We start from the raw sequence: 16,728 nt of genomic DNA, 5'->3' as shown, positions 1-16,728 counted from the left end.
TCCGTCCGCCGCGCCGCCCCGATCCGCTCAGGAGTACGGACGGCGGGCCCGGACGGATGAACGGTGAGCGCGGTCACCGGCCGGGGCGGGGCCCGCGCCGGTACCGTTCGTTCCCGGGTGCGCGACCCGCCACCTGCCGCCAGAGAGGGAGCCACCCGTGCCGGATGCCGAGCAGGTGCTCGCCGACGCCCTCGCGGCGGCCCGCGGCACCGACGTGCGCGCGGCCGAGCGGGCCCTGGACCGGCTGGTCGTCGGCGACCCACCGGCCGTGGACGCGGCGCTCCTCACCCGGCTGACCCGCGGCGTGGCGCGGCTCTGGCCCCGCGGCTGGCAGCCCGTGGACCTGGAGCGGATCGCCACCCGCCGGCTGACCCCGCGGGGCGCCCGGCTGCTCCGGGACGTGCTGGCAGCCCAGCGGCGCGCGATGCCCGACCCGGTCCCCGCCTGGTTCGACGACCAGCTCACCGAGCTGGGCGCGCGGTGGGACGGCGACCCGGGCTGGCTGGACCGGCGCGCCGAGGGCGACCGGATCAGCGCGCTGCGCGACGCCGTCGACGCGCTCGCCCTGGTGGCGGGGCTGCCGCCGATCGCGGTGCTCCGCCCGCCGCCCGGCGGCCCGGCCGCCGCCGCACGCGCCACCGTCCCGGCCACCGGCTCACGGATGCTGGACCGGGTACGCGCGCTGCTGGCCAAGGCCGAGTCGACCACCTTCCCCGCCGAGGCGGAGGCGCTCACCGGCAAGGCGCAGGAGCTGATGGCCCGGCACAGCATCGACGCCGCCCTGCTCGACGCCGCCGCCGAGCGACCCGACCGGCCCGGCGGCGTGCGGCTCGGCACCGACGCCCCGTACGCGGCGGCGAAGGCGCTGCTCATCCAGGAGGTGGCGGCCGCCAACCGCTGCGAGTCGATCTGGTCCGACGACCTCGGCTTCGCCACCGTCCTCGGCTTCCCGGCCGACCTGGCCGCCGTCGAACTGCTGCACACCTCGCTGCTGGTGCAGGCCACCGCCGCGATGCTGCGCGGCCGGGGTGAGCGCCGCACGGGCAGCGGCCGGCGCACCAAGGGCTACGACGAGTCCTTCCTCAACGCGTTCGCGCTGCGGATCGGGGAGCGCCTGCGGGCGGCCACCGCGGCGGCGGCCGAGGAACGGGCCGACGACCGGCTGCTCCCGGTGCTCGCCGCCCGCTCGGACGCGGTCAAGGAGCGGGTCGACCAGCTCTTCCCCGGCGTCACGCGGCACCGGCTCCAGGTGCGCGACGCGGAGGGCTGGACCTCGGGCACCACGGCCGCCGACCGCGCCTCCCTCGACCCCGGCGCACCGGCGCGCCGCTCGCTGCGCGGGGGCCGCTGACTTTTTCCTCGGGGGAAGATGTCGGATCAGACCAATCGGCTCCGACCCGTCTGCGAGAGGCGCCACCGCCGGTGGCCCGTACCCGAGGAGTGACCGTGAAGTACATGCTGCTGATCTGGAACCGGCCGGGCTTCGTCGAGGAGCTGTCCGAGGAGGAGCGGAACGCGATCTTCGGCGAGGTCGACGTGATCATGAAGGAGCTGACCGAGTCCGGTGAGCTGGTCGGCGGGGAGGCCCTGGCCCACCCGGCGCAGACCCGCACCGTCCGGTCCGGCGCCGGGGGCACCGAGATCACCGACGGGCCGTTCCTGGAGAGCAAGGAGCAGTTCGCCGGCTACCTGACGGTCGACTGCGAGACCCCGGAACGGGCCGCCGAGATCGCCGCGCGCTGGCCGGACGTGCGCCACGGCGTCGGCGTGCTGGAGGTGCGGCCGGTGATGGAGCAGGCCGGGACGGAGATGTGACCGACCGGGCGGTCGAGGACCTGCTGCGCGCCCTCGCGCCGCAGGTCCTCGGCGTGCTCGTCCGCCGGCACGGCCAGTTCTACGCCTGCGAGGACGCCGTCCAGGAGGCCCTGCTCGCCGCCGCGACGCAGTGGCCGGCGCAGGGCGTGCCGGACCATCCCCGCTCGTGGCTGGTCACCGTGGCGACCCGCCGGCTCACCGACGAGTGGCGCAGCGAACGGGCCCGCCGGGACCGCGAGGTCGCCGTGGCGGTCCGGGAACCGGCGTACGCGGCGGTCGCCCCGCCCGCCGACGAGGACCCGTCCAGCGGGGACGACACGCTGAAACTGCTCTTCCTCTGCTGCCATCCGGCGCTCACGGTCAGCGCCCAGGTGGCGCTCACCCTGCGCGCGGTCGGCGGGTTGAGCACCGCCGAGATCGCGCGGGCGTACCTGGTGCCGGAGGCCACGATGAGCCAGCGGATCCGCCGGGCCAAGCAGCGGATCGAGGCGGCCGGGGCGCGGTTCGCCATGCCCTCGACGGCCGACCGTGACGCGCGGCTGCGCGCCGTGCTGCACGTCCTCTACCTGGTCTTCAACGAGGGATACACCGCCTCCAGCGGGGCCGAGCTGCACCGGGCCGAGCTGACCGCCGAGGCGATTCGGCTGGCCCGGGAACTGCGCCGGCTGCTCCCCGACGACGGCGAGGTGGCCGGGCTGCTCGCCCTCATGCTGCTCACCGACGCGCACCGGGCGGCGCGTACCGGCCCGGGCGGTGAGCTGGTGCCGCTGGCCGAGCAGGACCGCACCCGCTGGGACCGGGCCGGGATCTCCGAGGGCGTCGCCCTGGTGACCGAGGCGCTGACCTGGTCGGCCCCCGGCCCGTACCAGGTGCAGGCCGCCATCGCGGCGGTGCACGCCGAGGCGCCCACGGCGGCCGACACCGACTGGCCGCAGATCGTCGCGCTCTACCGGGTGCTGGCCCGGCTCGCGCCGAACCCGATGGTCACCCTCAACCAGGCCGCCGCGGTGGCCATGGTGGACGGCCCCCGGGCCGGGCTCGCCCTGCTGGCGCCGCTGGACGCCGACGAGCGGACCGCCGGCCACCACAGGCTCGCCGCCGTCCGCGCCCACCTGCTCGAACTGGCCGGCGACCGGGACGCCGCCCGGGACGCCTACCGGGCCGCCGCCCGCGCCACCGTCAGCCTGCCCGAGCGGCACTACCTGGAGGTACGCGCCGCCCGGCTGGCGGGCGACCGATGAGTTCCGCCGAGCCGGAGAGTCAACCGCACATGGGAGAGGTCACCAGTCAACTGTCGGTGTCGCTGGACGGGTACGTCGCGGCGCCGGGGCAGAGCCGGCAGGATCCGCTCGGTCGGGGCGGCCTGCGGCTGCACGAGTGGTTGTTCGCCAGCGAGAGCTGGCGCGGCCGGCACGGGCTGGCCGGCGGGGAGCGGAACGTCGATGCCGAGCTGATCGACGAGATGACCGCGGGCGTCGGCGCGTACGTGATGGGGCGCCGCATGTTCGGCGGCGGCGAGGGCGCCTGGGACCTGGACTGGACCGGCTGGTGGGGCGACGACCCGCCGTGGCGGGTCCCGGTCTTCGTGCTGACCCACCACCCGCGCGAGTCGCTGATGATGCGGGGCGGGACGGAGTTCCATTTCGTCACCGACGGCATCGAGGCGGCGCTGGCGCGGGCCCGCGCCGCAGCCGGCGACCGCGACGTGGCCGTGGCGGGCGGCGGCGGCGCGGTGCGGCAGTACCTCGCCGCCGGCCTGCTCGACTCGCTCTGGCTGCACGTCGTGCCGATCGTCCTGGGCGGCGGCACGCCCCTCTTCGACGGCCCCCTGGACGTGCCCCTGGAACCGGTGAAGGTCGTGCCGGCCCCGACCGTGACGCACCTCCGCTACCGGGTGCGCCGCTGACCCGCCGGAGTCAGAACAGCCGGCCCCGGTACGGGTGCGGCCGGCCCCACCGCTCCTCCCACTGCACCAGTTCGGCCTGCCAGACGGGAAGGTCGGGCCGGTACTCGCGGATGAGGTCGGGGTTCTCCGGGCGGCTCGCCAGGAACCGCCAGTATGCCTCGACCGCCTCCCGCACCTCGTCCAGCGAGTATCGGCCGCCCTCGCCCGGGACCCACTCGTTCTGGAACTCGACGCCACCGGCGGTGAAGCTCACCTCGTACTTGTCGCTGTCCCACCCGTCCTCGAGCGGCCGGCCGTGCGACACGTCGTCGACCATGGCGAGGGCGTCGAGACAGACCGAGTGGTAGATCGAGATGTCGGTGATCAGCCAGGCGCCGAGCGCCCGGTAGCGCTGATCCGTCACCTCGAACAACGGCAGGCGAAACTCGTCGAGCGAGAAGGTGATGAACGCCAACAGAGGTCCTTCGGATCAGGGGACGACCGGCCATCCGTGCGTGAAGCCGCCCGAGCCATTGTAGAAACCCTCGATCACGAGGTCCTTGTACTTACCGCGCCACATCTGCGTGCCGGGCACCGGCCGTGCGCCCTGGAAGGCGCCGCTGATGGCGTTGTCCACCTGGGCGGGCGTCCAGTCGTCCGGGAAGAAGGAACTCTCCCCGCCGTTGCCCTTCTTCGGCTTCCAGGCGCCGTGCGGCGGGTTCATGGTCGAGTCGAAGAACTCGGGCTTGGCCCGGTACGCCCCGGTCTTCGGGTCCCGGACGACGGTGCCCGGTTGCAGCCTGCGGCCCGGGAAGTCCTGGCCGCCGGGCCGGTAGTGGTAGCCGGACCCCTTGGGCATGCCCGGCTTCACATGGCCGCCGAAGACGTGTTCGGCGAAGTGCGGGTTCATCCGGTCGGGCCGGTTGCGCGTCTTGGTGCGCTTGAGAAAACGCAGTGCGGCCCGCATCAACCGGCCGCCGGCCTTGCCTCCACTCATGCCAGGTCACCCGTCGAGGAGTTTCCAGAGGACCTCTTGGACGAGGTTGCCGACGATGGTCCGGGCCAGCTGCTGGAAGATCGGGATCTCCAGGAGGGAGGCGCCGAAGGTGACCGCCGCCGTGGCGATCGCCTGGGCGATCTGGATGGCGAGGATGACCAGCTGCACGATCACGGCGATCTTCAGGGCGAGCACGATGGCCCCGCAGATGATCAGCCCGGTGCCGGTGAGCACGGCCGCGGTCACCCCGTCGCGGAGGCTGTCGGCGGGGCTGTCCTCCCGGTTCCACCAGGACTGGAAGGCCGTGATGTCCTGGCCGGTGTGGCTGGACCAGACGCCGGCGGCCCCGGTGTTCGCCTCGGCCACGACCCCGGACAGGGTGCCGGAGAAGCGGATCCAGGCGTTGCCCATCTCGAAGAGCTTGACCTCGTCGGCCTCGGGCCAGGTGTAGCCGAGGATGCCGAGCAGCGAGCGCAGCTCGCCGGGAAGTTCCAGACCCACCGTCAGCCTCCCAGCGCCTGCCGCAGCCCGTCGAAGCCCTGCGTGATGGCGGCCTCGATCTCGGCGTAGCGGGTGGCCATGTCGGTGAGGTCGGTGCCGGCGGCGGAGATCTCGGAGAGCGCGGTGTCGAAGCACTCGAACGCGAACGCGGAGACCTCGTCGTGGGCGGCGCCGATCAGCGCACCGATGTCGTCGGAGCCCCAGGGCTGACCGAAGGCGGCCAGTTCGGCCTGGAACGCCGTCATGGCCTGGCCGAACCGGGTGGCCACGTCGCCCAGCGCGCGACCGGAGCCGCCCAGCCCGTCCGGGTCGACCTCGATCGCCATCACCGGCCGCCCTGGCCGGACAGCCGGTCCTGGGCCTGGACCAGCGCGTCGGTGAAGGTGGTGAGCTGCCGCCCGGCGTCCTGCTGGATCCGGCGCAGTTGCTCGCCGAGGGAGGACAGGTCGACCTGGCCGGGGACGGCGGCGGTCGCCTTCTGCTGGAGGTCGGCGAGCGCGGCGTTGACGGCGGCGCCGATCTCCTCGGCCAGGGACTCGCTCGGCAGCCGCATCACCCGGGGGTCGAGGGTCAGCGCGGTGATCCGCCCGGGCGGGCCGGCGGTCGCCCGGACCAGGCCGTCGGCCGCCTCGCCGACTCCCTCCGGCGGCGGGGGCGCCTCGCCGTCACCGTCGGCGCCGGCGATGAACCGCCCCAGCGCGGACATGGTCTCGGACAGCACGCGGTCGAGGCCGGATGGATCGACGGGCTGGGCCATGGGCGTAGCTCCTCCGGGGTCGAGGTCCTCCCGCATGCTACGCAGTTCGCGCCAGTCGGCGTGACCCCGGGTGAGCGACTGTGGACAATCCGATGTGGAGCGTACCTACGCCGCGGGCCGGGCCGGCAGGGTTGCCGGACCGGCCCGCACCGACGGATGGTCAGCTCTTGAAGGCGTCCTTGATCTTCTCGCCGGCCTGCTTGAGGTTGGCGGCCGCCTGGTCGTTGCGGCCCTCGGCCTCGAGGCGCTCGTCGTCCGTGGCCCGGCCGACGCCCTCCTTCACCTTGCCGGCGGTGTTCTCGGTCGCGTTGTCGATCTTGTCGTCGATGCCCATGGGAACCTCCACTCAGCAGTTTTCCGTGACGTCAGGCAAGTACCCCGGGTTCCGCCGTGCGAATCCCCGGCCGTCAGCCGACCGGGCGGAAGCGCCGCAGCCGGAGGCTGTTCGCAACCACGAAGACCGACGAGAAGGCCATCGCCGCGCCGGCGATCATCGGGTTGAGCAGGCCCGCGGCGGCCAGCGGCAGGGCGGCCACGTTGTAGGCGAAGGCCCAGAACAGGTTGCCCTTGATGATCGCGAGGGTCCGCCGGGAGAGCCGGATGGCGTCGACGGCGGCCGTCAGGTCGCCCCGCACCAATGTCAGGTCGGACGCCTCGATGGCCACGTCGGTGCCGGTGCCCATGGCCAGCCCCAGGTCGGCCTGGGCCAGCGCGGCGGCGTCGTTGATCCCGTCGCCGACCATGGCCACGGTCCGCCCCTCACCCTGGAGGCGCGCGACCACGGCCACCTTGTCGGCCGGCAGCACCTCGGCGATCACCTCGTCGATGCCGACCTCGGCGGCCACCGCCTTGGCCACGGTGGCGTTGTCGCCGGTGAGCAGCACCGGGGTGAGCCCCAGCTCGCGCAGCCGGGCGACGGCCGCCGCGCTGGTCGGCTTCACCACGTCGGCCACCGCGAGGACGCCGCGGGCCCGGCCGTCCCAGCCGGCCAGGACCGCCGTCCGGCCGGCGGCCTCCGCGCCGGCCACCGCCCGCACGACCTCCTCGGGTACGTCGAGACCGCGCTCGCGCAGCAGCCGGAGCCGCCCGACCACCACCTCCCGGCCGTCGACCGTGCCGGTCACGCCGAGGCCCTCGGCGTTGGCGAAGCCGGTCACCGCGGGCAGCGGGCCCGCCTCGGCAGCCCCGTCGGCGACGGCGCGGGCGATCGGGTGCTCGGAGGCCCCCTCCAGCGCGCCGGCGAGCCGGAGCAGGCCGGCCGCCTCCTCGCTCCCGGCGGGCAGCACGTCGACAAGCGTCATCTTCCCGGTGGTGACGGTGCCGGTCTTGTCCAGCACCACGGTGTCGACCTGGCGGGTGGACTCCAGCACCTCCGGCCCCTTGATCAGGATGCCGAGCTGGGCGCCCCGCCCGGTGCCGACCAGCAGCGCGGTCGGCGTGGCGAGCCCCAGCGCGCACGGGCAGGCGATGATCAGCACCGCCACGGCGGCGGTGAACGCGGCGGTCGTTCCACCCCCGGTGCCGAGCCACCAGCCCAGCGTGCCGGCGGCCAGGGCGATCACGATCGGCACGAAGACACCGGAGATCCGGTCGGCGAGCCGCTGCACGGCCGCCTTGCCGGTCTGCGCCTGCTCCACGAGCCTCGCCATCTGCGCGAGCTGGGTGTCGCCGCCGACCCGGGTGGCCCGGACGACCAGCCGGCCGCCGGCGTTGACGGTGGCGCCCACCACGGCGTCGCCCGGCGCGACCTCCACCGGCACGGACTCGCCGGTGAGCATGCTGGCGTCGACCGCCGACGTCCCCTCGGCGACCACGCCGTCCGTGGCGACCTTCTCACCCGGGCGGACCACGAACCGGTCGCCGACCGCGAGCTGGTCCACCGGGATCCGGGTCTCCTGCCCGCCGCGCAGCACCGCGACGTCCTTGGCGCCCAGCTCCAGCAGGGCGCGCAGGGCGGCGCCGGCGGTGCGCTTGGACCGGGCCTCGAAGTAGCGGCCGGCGAGGATGAACACCGTCACCCCGGCCGCCGCCTCCAGGTAGATGTTGCCGGCCCCGTCGGTGCGGGTGATGTCGAAGCGGAACGGGTGGGTCATCCCCGGCATGCCGGCGTCGCCGAGGAAGAGGGCCCAGAGCGACCAGCCGAACGCGGCGAGGGTGCCGAGCGAGACCAGCGTGTCCATGGTCGCCGCACCGTGCCGCAGGTTGATCCACGCGGCCCGGTGGAACGGCAGGCCGCCGTAGACCACGACCGGGGCGGCCAGGGTCAGCGACAGCCACTGCCAGTAGTCGAACTGCCAGGCCGGCACCATGGCCAGCACGATCACCGGCACGGTCAGCACGACCGACACCCACAACCGGGTACGCAGCCCGCGCAGCTCGTCCACCGGCCCGGCGGTCGCCCCGTCGGCGTCCTGCGCGGGCGGTGGCGGGACGACGGCCGTGTAGCCGGTCTTCTCCACGGTGGCGATCAGCTCGGCCGGGGTGACCTCGTCGGCGTACCGGACGGTGGCCTTCTCGGTGGCGTAGTTGACCGTGGCCTCGACGCCGTCCATCCGGTTGAGCTTCTTCTCGATCCGGGCGGCGCAGGAGGCGCAGGTCATGCCGCCGATCGCCAGCTCGATCAGGTTCGGCGCGACCGGCAGGGACCGGGCGGATGTCATCTCGTCACCTCCGGTCAGCTGTGCCCGTGCCCCGGGGCGCCGTGGTCGGCGTCCGGGGCCGGTGCGGTCGTGGGCGCCGGCGCGGCGGGCGCCGGCGTGGCCTGGTCCCCGGCCAGCACGGTGAACTCCGCGGTGTGCACCGCGTCGCCGTGCCGGAAGTCCAGGTAGAGACGGTACGCGCCGGAGGAGGGCACCTCGGCGGCGAAGGTGACCGCCGGCCCGGCCGGGGTCCGCCCGTCGCCGGGCGCGCCCTCCGGGTGCACGTGCAGGTACGCCAGGTCGCCCTGGCGCAGTGCCACCAGGTGCCCGTAGGCCCCGAGGTAGGGCTGGAGGTCGGTGACGGGCCTGCCGTCCCGGCTGACGGTCAGGGTGAGCCGGCTGGCCCGGCCGGGCTGCGGGGCCCCGGCGAGGGTGACCGTGTAGCCGTCGACCGTGGTGCTGGTCACCGGCGCCGGCAGCGGCCGGTGCTCCAGCGCGCCCGGGACGGTGACGTCGACCCCGAGGGTGAGCGGCTCGCCGCCGGTAGGGGTGAAGTCGGCGAACGCCCGCCAGACGCCGGGCCCGGCGAGCGGCGAGGCGACCCGCCAGGTGCCGTCGGCGGCCAGTTCCGGGTGGACGTGCCGGAAGCCGGAGAGGTCGCGGCGGGCGACGATCAGGTGCATGCGCTTGTCGTGCGCCACGTCGTAGCGGGTGACCGGCCGGCCGGCCGGGCCGGTGATCCGGAAGGCGAACTCGCCCGCGGGGGCGGTCACCGGCTGGAGCGTGTAGCCGCGGTCGGAGACGAGCAGCCCGCCGGGCAGGTGGGCGGTGGCGGTGGCCGCGTGGCCCCCGTCACCGTGGTCGGTTCCGCCGGGATCGTGGCCGGCGTCGGTGGCGTCGTGGCGGGTCTCGGCGGCGGGGGTGACGGGGCCGGCCAGGTGGCCGACCCCGTACGCCGTGCCGAACACCGCCGCGAGCCCGAGGGCGAAGCCGCTCAGCTTCGTCGCCGTGTTCATCGGGGTACCTCGGTTCCTTCGGGTCGGCGGACCCGTCACGCCCCGACGAGGTCGTAACCGGCCTCGTCGACGGCGGCGCGGACGGTGTCCGTGTCCAACGGGCTCTGACTGGTGACGGTGACCCGGCCGGAGGCCAGGTCGACCTGGACGTCGGTGACGCCCGGCAGCGCGCTCACCTCGGTGCTGACCGAGTTGACGCAGTGCCCGCAGGTCATGCCCTGCACCTGGTACGTGGTGGTGACCATCGCGCTTCTTCCCTTTCGCCGCCGTCGTTACCGTTACCCGGTGGGGGTATCGGCCACTGGGAGGACCGTACCATACCCCCGAGGGGTACGCTATCCTCGACGTCATGACCGCACCGACGACCCCGACCCGGGGCTACACCGCCAGCAAGGACCAGCTCCTCGCGCGGCTCCGCCGTATCGAGGGCCAGGTCCGCGGCATCGAGAAGATGGTCGAGGACGACCGCTACTGCATCGACGTGCTGACCCAGATCTCCGCCATCCAGGCCGCGCTGGACAAGGTCGGCCTCGGCCTGCTCGACGGGCACGCCCGGCACTGCATGCACGAGGGCGCCGCCGAGGGCCGCGCCGACGAGATGGCCACCGAGATGATGGCCGCCGTGGGCCGCCTCATGAAGCGGGGCTGACCGGGCCGGTGAACCGGACGGCCGCGTGCCACGTGTCCCGTTGCGAACCGTTGGGAGAAACGCCATGGGCGCCGACCACACCCGTCCCGCTCCGCCCGCCCCGCCGCGGGTCCGGCGGATTCTGGTCGCGACGGTGGTGCCGCTCTTCCTGATCACCGTCGTCGCGGCGCTGGTGCTCTGGCCCCGGCAGGACCGGGAACCGACGGACGCGCCCGCGCTGCCCCGCTACCACGGCACGGTGACCCGGGTGGTGACCGAGCCCTGCCCGCCGACCCCGGAGGCGCCGGAGGGCGGGCCCGGCGTGTCCGCCGGCCCGTGCGGGACGGTGACCGTGGCCGCCGAGCAGGGCCCGAACGCCGGCCGGCAGGTCGAGACGCCGGTGCCCGCCGGCCCCGGGGCGCCCCGGGTCGAGGTCGGCGACAAGGTGATCCTGGTCGAGCTGACCGACCCGGCCGATCCGGCCGTGAAGACCTACGACATCGCCGAGCACCAGCGCGGCACCCCGCTGGTGTGGTTGGCGGTGCTGTTCGCCGTGGCGATCGTGGCGTTCGGCCGCTGGCGCGGGCTGGCCGCGCTCGGCGGGCTGGTCGCGAGCTTCGCCATCCTGCTCGGGTTCGTGCTGCCCGGGATCGGCGCGGGCCAGCCGCCGCTGCTGGTGGCGATCGTCGGCGCCGCGCTGATCATGTTCGTGGTGCTCTACCTGACCCACGGGATCACCGCGCAGACCTCGGTGGCCGTGCTCGGCACGCTCGGCAGCCTGGTGCTGACCGGCGTGCTCGGCACCCTGGCCACCGCCGCCACCCACCTGACCGGCTTCGGCAGCGAGGAGGCGACCACCCTGTCGATGTTCCAGCGCGACGTGGACCTGCACGGCCTGCTGCTGGCCGGCATCGTCATCGGCTCGCTCGGCGTGCTGGACGACGTCACCGTCACCCAGGCCGCCACGGTCACCGAGCTGGCCCACGCCAACCCCGCGCTCTCCCGACGCCAGCTCTACCGGGCCGCCACCCGGGTGGGCCGGGCGCACATCGCCTCCACGGTCAACACCATCGTGCTGGCGTACGCGGGCGCCTCGCTGCCGCTGCTGCTCCTGCTCGTCGCCGACTCCCGGCCGGTGAGCCAGATCCTCACGAGCGAGTTCCTGGCCCAGGAGATCGTCCGCAGCGCGGTGGCCACGCTCGGTCTGATCGCCGCCGTACCGCTGACCACCGGACTGGCCGCGGTGGTCACCACCGCCGGGCGGCGCGGGATCACCGCGGGCCCGGCGGACCCGCCCGCGCCGCGGCCACCGGTCGCGCGGGACGAGGCGCTGGAGGCCCTCGGTGGGGCGCCGGACCGGCGCTCCGGTGGGTGGTCCGGCGGTGACAGGAGCACGGAGGCCGCATGGTGACACTCCGCAGCGTGATGACGGATGCCAAACGCGATCCTGGTCACGCTGGGCGAGGACGAATTCTCGCTATTGGTCGGCTTCCGGACGTAGAACCCGGGGAGGACTCTCGGGTAACCTCGCTGCCGGTCACCGCCGAAGGCGCGCACCGGCGCCAGCGGTGCCGCCGCCCAATCGCCCGCGGGCGAGCCGGGGAACCAGGTACATGGGGTGAATCCGCGCGAGCGGTAGGGGCCACTTCCGTCCCGAACCCGTCAGCTAACCCGGTCGGCGGCCGACGGAAGGGAACACTGTGACGGCACCCCTGCGCCGCTGGCTGACCCCCGTGGTGGCCGCGCTGGCCGCGCTCACCGTGCTGGTGGGGCCGACCCCGGCGACGGCCGCTCCGAGCACCCCCACCCCCTCGGGGCACTCCGACGAAGAGGATGACCCCCTCATCACCGAGGCCATCGACACCGCCAACCGGGCCTACCTCCAGGCCAAGTCGAAGCTGGACACGTCGCGCAAGCGCCAACTCCAGCTCGCCCTCGAGGTGAAGGCGGCACAGAGCGAACTCGACGCGCTGAGCCCGCAGGTGGCCCAGATCGCGGCCCAGTCCTACCGGACCGGCCGGATGGGCGCCATGGCCATGCTGATGGAGAGCAACACGCCCGACTCGTTCGTCCGGCGGGCGGCCGCCCTCGACGAGCTGAACCTGCTGAACGCGCAGAAGCTCGGCGCCATCAACGCCGCGAAGACCCGCGCCGAGCAGGCCAAGATCGCGCTCGACGTCGAGGTGCGCGAGCAGGAGAAGCAGAAGAACGCGATGGCCCGCGAGAAGGCCGAGACGGAGAAGGCGCTGAAGCTGGTCGGCGGGATCGGCTTCACCGGTGGCCTGGTGTCGGCCACCTCACCGGTCGCCCGCGTCGGCCCGGGCCGGACCTCCGACGGCGACTGGAAGCCGGAGTCGTGCAGCGAGAACGACCCGACGACCTCGGGCTGCGTCACCCCGCGCACGCTGCACGCCTACAAGGAGGTCAAGCGGGCCGGCTTCAACCGCTTCGTGGGCTGCCACCGGAACGGCGGGCCGTTCGAGCACCCGAAGGGCCGGGCCTGCGACTGGTCGTTGCAGAAGAGCGGCTTCTCCTCGTGGCGCACCAAGGACCAGCGGATGTACGGCAACAACGTCGCCGCCTTCCTCATCCGCAACGCGGACCGGCTGGGCATCTACTACGTGATCTGGAACCGGCAGATCTGGTTCCCGGCCACCGGCTGGAAGTCCTACAGCGGGCCCTCGGACCACACCGACCACGTGCACATGTCGCTGCTCTGACGACGTACGCCGAAAGGGGCCGGCCCGCGACACGCGGGCCGGCCCCTTCGACGTTTCCCGTCGGCCGTCAGTTGGCGAGCGCCGGGTCCGCGGGCGCGGCTGGTGCGGGCACCTGGGCGGCCGGCATGCCGGCCGGGGCCTGGGCCTGGGCCACCGTGCGGACCTCGCCCGCGCTGAGCCGGTACGACAGGCCGACCACCGCGCACCGCCCGGCGGCCACCTCGTCGGCGAGGACGGCGGACCGGGCCAGCAGCGCCTCCACGGTCTGCGCGATGTGGACGTCGACGATCCCGTCGAGGTCCTCGACGCCCTCCCGGCCGGCCCGGAGCAGGCTGGGCGCGACGGCGTCCACCACGGCGCCCAGGTGCCCGGACGGTGACGTGCCGGTGCGGACCGCCTCGCGGGCGGCCTGGACGGCGCCGCACGAGTCGTGGCCGAGCACCACCACGAGCGGGGTGCCCAGCACGGTCACCGCGTACTCGACGCTGCCGAGCACCTCGGGGCCGGCGGTGTGGCCGGCGGTGCGGACCACGAAGAGATCACCGAGACCCCGGTCGAAGATGATCTCGGCGGCGAGCCGCGAGTCGGAGCAGCCGACGATCACGGCGAACGGGTGCTGACCGTCGGCGACGGCCGCCCGGTGTCCGGCGTCCTGATTGGGATGGCGCGGGTCGCCGGTGACGAACCGGTGGTTACCGGCATGGAGCTCGGCGAGCGCCTGCTCGGGAGTGGTCGGCGACACTGGTCCTCACCTCGTCCTCGCGCGAAAACGCCCTGGTCAGCCGGCCTGCGACGGTGGCGGCCTCGGCACCCACGGTCACACGCAGCCCAAGGTACGTCAAGATTTACGTGATACGGATTTCATACGTCGGCCGGACCTTGACGGCGGCCCGGGCAGCGGCCTCGACAGGACCGGAGCACGCGGGACCCATACGATGACCATCATGGCGACGACACCGGGTGCGAGGGGCAGCGGCCGGAACTGGACGTTCCTCACCAATCACGGGCACGTGCTCCTGGCCATCGCCCGCAACCCCACCGCCCGGCTGCGGGACGTGGCCGACGAGGTGGGGGTCACCGAGCGGGCCGCCCAGGCGATCGTCGCCGACCTGGAAGCCGGCGGTTACCTCCGTCGCACCCGGGTGGGCCGGCGCAACGAGTACACGGTCAACCCGGCCGGGCACTTCCGGCACCCGGCCGAGGCCGACCAGCAGGTGGGTGCCCTGCTCGCCCTCTTCACCGCCGAGCCGCTCAGGGAGCCGGTGGCCGAGAGCTGAGCGCGCCCCGCGTACGCCCGTCACCGCACGGGCGGCGCGGCGACGGTAATCTCACCGCGTGCGCGACAGCTTGCGGCCGGACGGGACGACGGGGCGCGTCCGGGCCGGACACCGGATCCGATCCGTCCTCTCCGGAGCGGCGGCCGCCGCCCTGCTCGGCGGCGTGCTGGCGGTGCCCGCGCCCGCCGTTGCGGCCCCGAAGTGCGGCCCGCCCGGCGGCCCCGCCCCGACCGAGGCGCCCTGGGCGCTCAACCGGCTCGATCCAGCCGCGGCCTGGCGGGTCACCAAGGGGCAGGGGGTCACCGTCGCGGTCATCGACTCCGGCGTCTCCCCCACCCACCCGCTGCTGCGCGGCCGCGTGCTCCCCGGGGAGGACTTCAACCAGCTCGTGAAGCTCGACGGCCAGTGCGACCTGGTCGGCCACGGCACCCTGATCGCGGGCATCATCGCCGGGAAGGAAGGCACCGGCGCGCCCTACACGGGCATCGCGCCGGAGGCCCGGATCCTGCCGGTCCGGGTCCTGGCCGACAACCAGAAGGCGTTCGACGAGTCCATCCCGGCCGAGATCGGCAAGGCCATCCGGTGGGCGGTCGACCACGGCGCCGACGTGGTCAACCTTTCCCTGGTCACCCTCGACGACCCGGCGTTGAGGTCCGCCGTGGACTACGCGCTCGGCAAGAACGTGATCCTGGTGGCCGCCGCCGGCAACCGGCAGGAGAACCAGCAGGACCAGCCGGCCTACCCGGCCTCGTACCCGGGGGTCATCGCCGTGGCCGGGGTGGACGAGAGCGGCGGGCACGTCGGCAGCTCGGTCACCGGCGACTATGTGGACATCGCCGCGCCCGGGCTGAACATCGTCGGCCCGGCCCCGCAGGGCACCGGCTACCGGGCCGAACCGCAGGGTGGCACGAGCTTCGCCACCGGATACGTCTCCGGGGCCGCCGCGCTGGTGCGGGCCGCGCACCCGGACCTCGACCCGAAGGAGGTCGCGTTCCGGCTCACCCGCACCGCCGACAATCCGCCGGACGGGCACAACGCGCTCGTGGGTTACGGGGTGGTCAACCCGTACCGGGCCGTGACCAGCCTGCTGGGCACCCGCAGCGACCCGCCGCTGGGCGCGATGCCGGCGCCCGCGCCGCACGACGACCCGCTGGCCTGGCAGCGCACCGTGGCGATCTGGGCGGCCGTGATCGGCGCGGTGCTGGCCGGGGCCCTGCTGACGCTGCGGCCGATCCTGGTGCGGGGCCGCCGGCGCGGCTGGCGCCCCGGCCGGCGTAGCGCGCCGCAGGACGCCTGAACGGCCCGCGCCGACCACCGGGGTCGGGCCCCGCCCGGAAAAGCACCACGGCCCCGACCCCGGCGTGAGCCGGAGCGGAGCCGCAGCGGATCGGTCGGGTCAGCCCCAGACCTTCGAGTTGCTCATCTCGGTGGTCATGTAGTTCTCGCGCGCAATGCCCACCGCGCCGCCGATCTCGTTCAGGACCTTGTTGATGTCCCGCACGGCGGCGTCCCACTGAGCCTGGTGCTGCTCGTAGGCCACGCGGTCCTGGCCCTCCCACTCGAGCTTCGTCAGCATCGAGCGCAGCGTGTCCAGCTTCTCGTCGATGGTCCGCGAGATGGCCTGCATCTGCTGGTTGCTGCTCTCGAGGACAGCGTAGTCAACCTTGATGCTCATCGATTCCTCCTCTGCCTGTCTTCGCGGATCACGGGTTGAGAGCAGAGTGGAACTTGTCCAGCATCTGCTGCTGCTCTTCGTCGTTGACCTGGTGCGTCGTGCCGGACTTGTCAAGCAGGTCGGCGATGTTGTCCATCGCCGTCAGCAGCTTGTTCGTGTCCTCGTTCCAACGCAGCATCAGGTTCTGGAAACCCGTGGACGCCCCGCCCTTCCAGGCCATGGCCAGGTCGTCGACGACGTTCCACAGCTTCTTGAGCTCACCGTCGACGTCGCTGCGCGTGGACCGCACGTCACTCGCGGCGGTGTGCAGGCTCGCTGCACTGACCTCGAACGCCATGCTTCACACCCTTCCGTCATCTCTGTGGCGGCGGATCCGCCGCGCCCCTCCCCCGCGGCAAGGCGTTCACACCCCACCGACGGACACTTCAATCGAACCGTAGCGGACGACGTCCAATCCGCGCAGCCCTGCTTCCCCATGGCGCACAACGCCGTCCGGCGATCAGACCGTACGACATGGACGGTCACGGTCGCCAGCGGCCGCTCAGGACGGCCGTCGATACGACCTGACGTGCAGCACCGCACCGAAGACCAGCACCACCGCCAGCAGCGCCACGAACAGCCACAGCACCGGCTTGTCGAGCGCCCGGTCGAGCACCACCGGGATGAGCGCCGCGACCCCGGTGAGCAACACCACTTCGCTGGCCCGCTTCGCCGACGCGGCGCGGGACAACTGGGCGACCAGCGCCAGCCCGAGGAAGACCGGCACGGTCACCAGGAAATACACGAAGAGCACCAAGGTCACCCCGGACCCCTTCCCC

Annotated in this window: 22 protein-coding genes and 1 riboswitch; of the genes, 9 read left to right on the top strand and 13 right to left on the bottom strand. The window is 73.7% G+C overall.

Translation table 11 applies throughout. The features are described from left to right. The first annotated feature begins 157 nt into the window (after positions 1-157). The 4 genes from F8274_RS12770 (at position 158) to F8274_RS12755 (ending at position 3,721) form a co-directional block, all read left to right on the top strand. Positions 158-1,351 carry a DUF2786 domain-containing protein gene (locus F8274_RS12770; protein WP_151462515.1) on the top strand — a complete coding sequence of 398 codons (1,194 nt, stop codon included), beginning with the start codon at positions 158-160 and terminating at the stop codon, positions 1,349-1,351. A 104-nt stretch (positions 1,352-1,455) separates the two neighbouring features. Then, on the top strand, positions 1,456-1,815 hold the full coding sequence (locus F8274_RS12765; protein ID WP_225853760.1) for a YciI family protein: 360 nt from the start codon (positions 1,456-1,458) through the stop codon (positions 1,813-1,815). Then, complete coding sequence (locus F8274_RS12760) at positions 1,812-3,056, top strand: RNA polymerase sigma factor (RefSeq protein WP_151462513.1); 1,245 nt, start codon at positions 1,812-1,814, stop codon at positions 3,054-3,056. The genes F8274_RS12765 and F8274_RS12760 overlap by 4 nt, the downstream gene beginning before the upstream one ends. Before the next feature lie 29 nt (positions 3,057-3,085). Beyond that, positions 3,086-3,721 carry a dihydrofolate reductase family protein gene (locus F8274_RS12755; protein ID WP_151462512.1) on the top strand — a complete coding sequence of 212 codons (636 nt, stop codon included), beginning with the start codon at positions 3,086-3,088 and terminating at the stop codon, positions 3,719-3,721. A gap of 10 nt (positions 3,722-3,731) precedes the next feature. Here F8274_RS12755 and F8274_RS12750 read toward each other — a convergent pair whose 3' ends face one another. From F8274_RS12750 to F8274_RS12710, 9 genes are all read right to left on the bottom strand, one after another. Further along, entirely contained in the window at positions 3,732-4,175 is a 444-nt protein-coding gene (locus F8274_RS12750) for a hypothetical protein (protein ID WP_151462511.1), read from the bottom strand. Positions 4,176-4,190: 15 nt separating this feature from the next. After that, positions 4,191-4,697: an EndoU domain-containing protein gene (locus tag F8274_RS12745; RefSeq protein WP_225853759.1), complete on the bottom strand. Its 507-nt coding sequence runs from the start codon at positions 4,695-4,697 to the stop codon at positions 4,191-4,193. Between the two features lie 6 nt (positions 4,698-4,703). After that, positions 4,704-5,198: a hypothetical protein gene (locus F8274_RS12740; RefSeq protein WP_151462510.1), complete on the bottom strand. Its 495-nt coding sequence runs from the start codon at positions 5,196-5,198 to the stop codon at positions 4,704-4,706. A 2-nt stretch (positions 5,199-5,200) separates the two neighbouring features. After that, entirely contained in the window at positions 5,201-5,524 is a 324-nt protein-coding gene (locus F8274_RS12735) for a hypothetical protein (protein WP_151462509.1), read from the bottom strand. Beyond that, a complete protein-coding gene (locus F8274_RS12730; protein WP_151462508.1) occupies positions 5,524-5,955 on the bottom strand; it encodes a YbaB/EbfC family nucleoid-associated protein in 432 nt (143 codons plus the stop codon). The genes F8274_RS12735 and F8274_RS12730 overlap by 1 nt, the downstream gene beginning before the upstream one ends. Positions 5,956-6,115: 160 nt before the next feature. After that, positions 6,116-6,289 carry a CsbD family protein gene (locus F8274_RS12725; protein WP_091260889.1) on the bottom strand — a complete coding sequence of 58 codons (174 nt, stop codon included), beginning with the start codon at positions 6,287-6,289 and terminating at the stop codon, positions 6,116-6,118. A gap of 73 nt (positions 6,290-6,362) precedes the next feature. Then, positions 6,363-8,615, bottom strand: a complete 2,253-nt coding sequence (locus F8274_RS12720; RefSeq protein ID WP_151462507.1) for a cation-translocating P-type ATPase — start codon at positions 8,613-8,615, stop codon at positions 6,363-6,365. Positions 8,616-8,629: 14 nt separating this feature from the next. After that, a complete protein-coding gene (locus F8274_RS12715) occupies positions 8,630-9,610 on the bottom strand; it encodes a hypothetical protein (RefSeq protein WP_151462506.1) in 981 nt (326 codons plus the stop codon). Positions 9,611-9,645: 35 nt separating this feature from the next. Further along, entirely contained in the window at positions 9,646-9,855 is a 210-nt protein-coding gene (locus F8274_RS12710) for a heavy-metal-associated domain-containing protein (RefSeq protein ID WP_030504324.1), read from the bottom strand. Positions 9,856-9,959: 104 nt separating this feature from the next. On the opposite strand from F8274_RS12710, the gene F8274_RS12705 reads away from it, so the two are divergent. The 3 genes from F8274_RS12705 (at position 9,960) to F8274_RS12695 (ending at position 12,958) form a co-directional block, all read left to right on the top strand. Continuing rightward, on the top strand, positions 9,960-10,259 hold the full coding sequence (locus F8274_RS12705) for a metal-sensitive transcriptional regulator (RefSeq protein ID WP_046568942.1): 300 nt from the start codon (positions 9,960-9,962) through the stop codon (positions 10,257-10,259). A 64-nt stretch (positions 10,260-10,323) separates the two neighbouring features. Next, on the top strand, positions 10,324-11,649 hold the full coding sequence (locus F8274_RS12700; RefSeq protein ID WP_151462505.1) for a YibE/F family protein: 1,326 nt from the start codon (positions 10,324-10,326) through the stop codon (positions 11,647-11,649). A 154-nt stretch (positions 11,650-11,803) separates the two neighbouring features. Further along, positions 11,804-11,935: riboswitch (cyclic di-AMP (ydaO/yuaA leader) on the top strand. 3 nt (positions 11,936-11,938) lie between these two features. Continuing rightward, entirely contained in the window at positions 11,939-12,958 is a 1,020-nt protein-coding gene (locus F8274_RS12695) for a hypothetical protein (RefSeq protein ID WP_151462504.1), read from the top strand. 67 nt (positions 12,959-13,025) lie between these two features. On the opposite strand, the gene F8274_RS12690 is transcribed toward F8274_RS12695, so the two are convergent. Beyond that, positions 13,026-13,700, bottom strand: a complete 675-nt coding sequence (locus F8274_RS12690; protein WP_151462503.1) for a carbonic anhydrase — start codon at positions 13,698-13,700, stop codon at positions 13,026-13,028. Between the two features lie 193 nt (positions 13,701-13,893). On the opposite strand from F8274_RS12690, the gene F8274_RS12685 reads away from it, so the two are divergent. Together F8274_RS12685 and mycP are read left to right on the top strand one after the other, a co-directional pair. After that, positions 13,894-14,235: a MarR family winged helix-turn-helix transcriptional regulator gene (locus F8274_RS12685; protein ID WP_151462502.1), complete on the top strand. Its 342-nt coding sequence runs from the start codon at positions 13,894-13,896 to the stop codon at positions 14,233-14,235. A gap of 58 nt (positions 14,236-14,293) precedes the next feature. After that, positions 14,294-15,532: a type VII secretion-associated serine protease mycosin gene (gene mycP, locus F8274_RS12680; RefSeq protein ID WP_225853758.1), complete on the top strand. Its 1,239-nt coding sequence runs from the start codon at positions 14,294-14,296 to the stop codon at positions 15,530-15,532. Positions 15,533-15,631: 99 nt separating this feature from the next. Here the strand turns inward: mycP and F8274_RS12675 are convergent, their stop codons facing one another. The 3 genes from F8274_RS12675 to F8274_RS12665 all read right to left on the bottom strand — a co-directional run bounded on the left by F8274_RS12675 (position 15,632) and on the right by F8274_RS12665 (position 16,703). Then, positions 15,632-15,910, bottom strand: coding sequence for a WXG100 family type VII secretion target (locus tag F8274_RS12675; RefSeq protein ID WP_046568947.1), 279 nt, complete (start codon positions 15,908-15,910; stop codon positions 15,632-15,634). Positions 15,911-15,938: 28 nt separating this feature from the next. Next, positions 15,939-16,247 carry a WXG100 family type VII secretion target gene (locus F8274_RS12670; protein WP_151462501.1) on the bottom strand — a complete coding sequence of 103 codons (309 nt, stop codon included), beginning with the start codon at positions 16,245-16,247 and terminating at the stop codon, positions 15,939-15,941. 204 nt (positions 16,248-16,451) lie between these two features. Then, a complete protein-coding gene (locus tag F8274_RS12665) occupies positions 16,452-16,703 on the bottom strand; it encodes a hypothetical protein (protein WP_225853757.1) in 252 nt (83 codons plus the stop codon). Positions 16,704-16,728: the final 25 nt, after the last annotated feature.

Source organism: Micromonospora sp. AMSO31t (genome assembly GCF_008868175.1).
Taxonomy (GTDB): Bacteria; Actinomycetota; Actinomycetes; order Mycobacteriales; family Micromonosporaceae; genus Micromonospora.
This window is presented reverse-complemented; position numbering and strand designations above follow the sequence as displayed.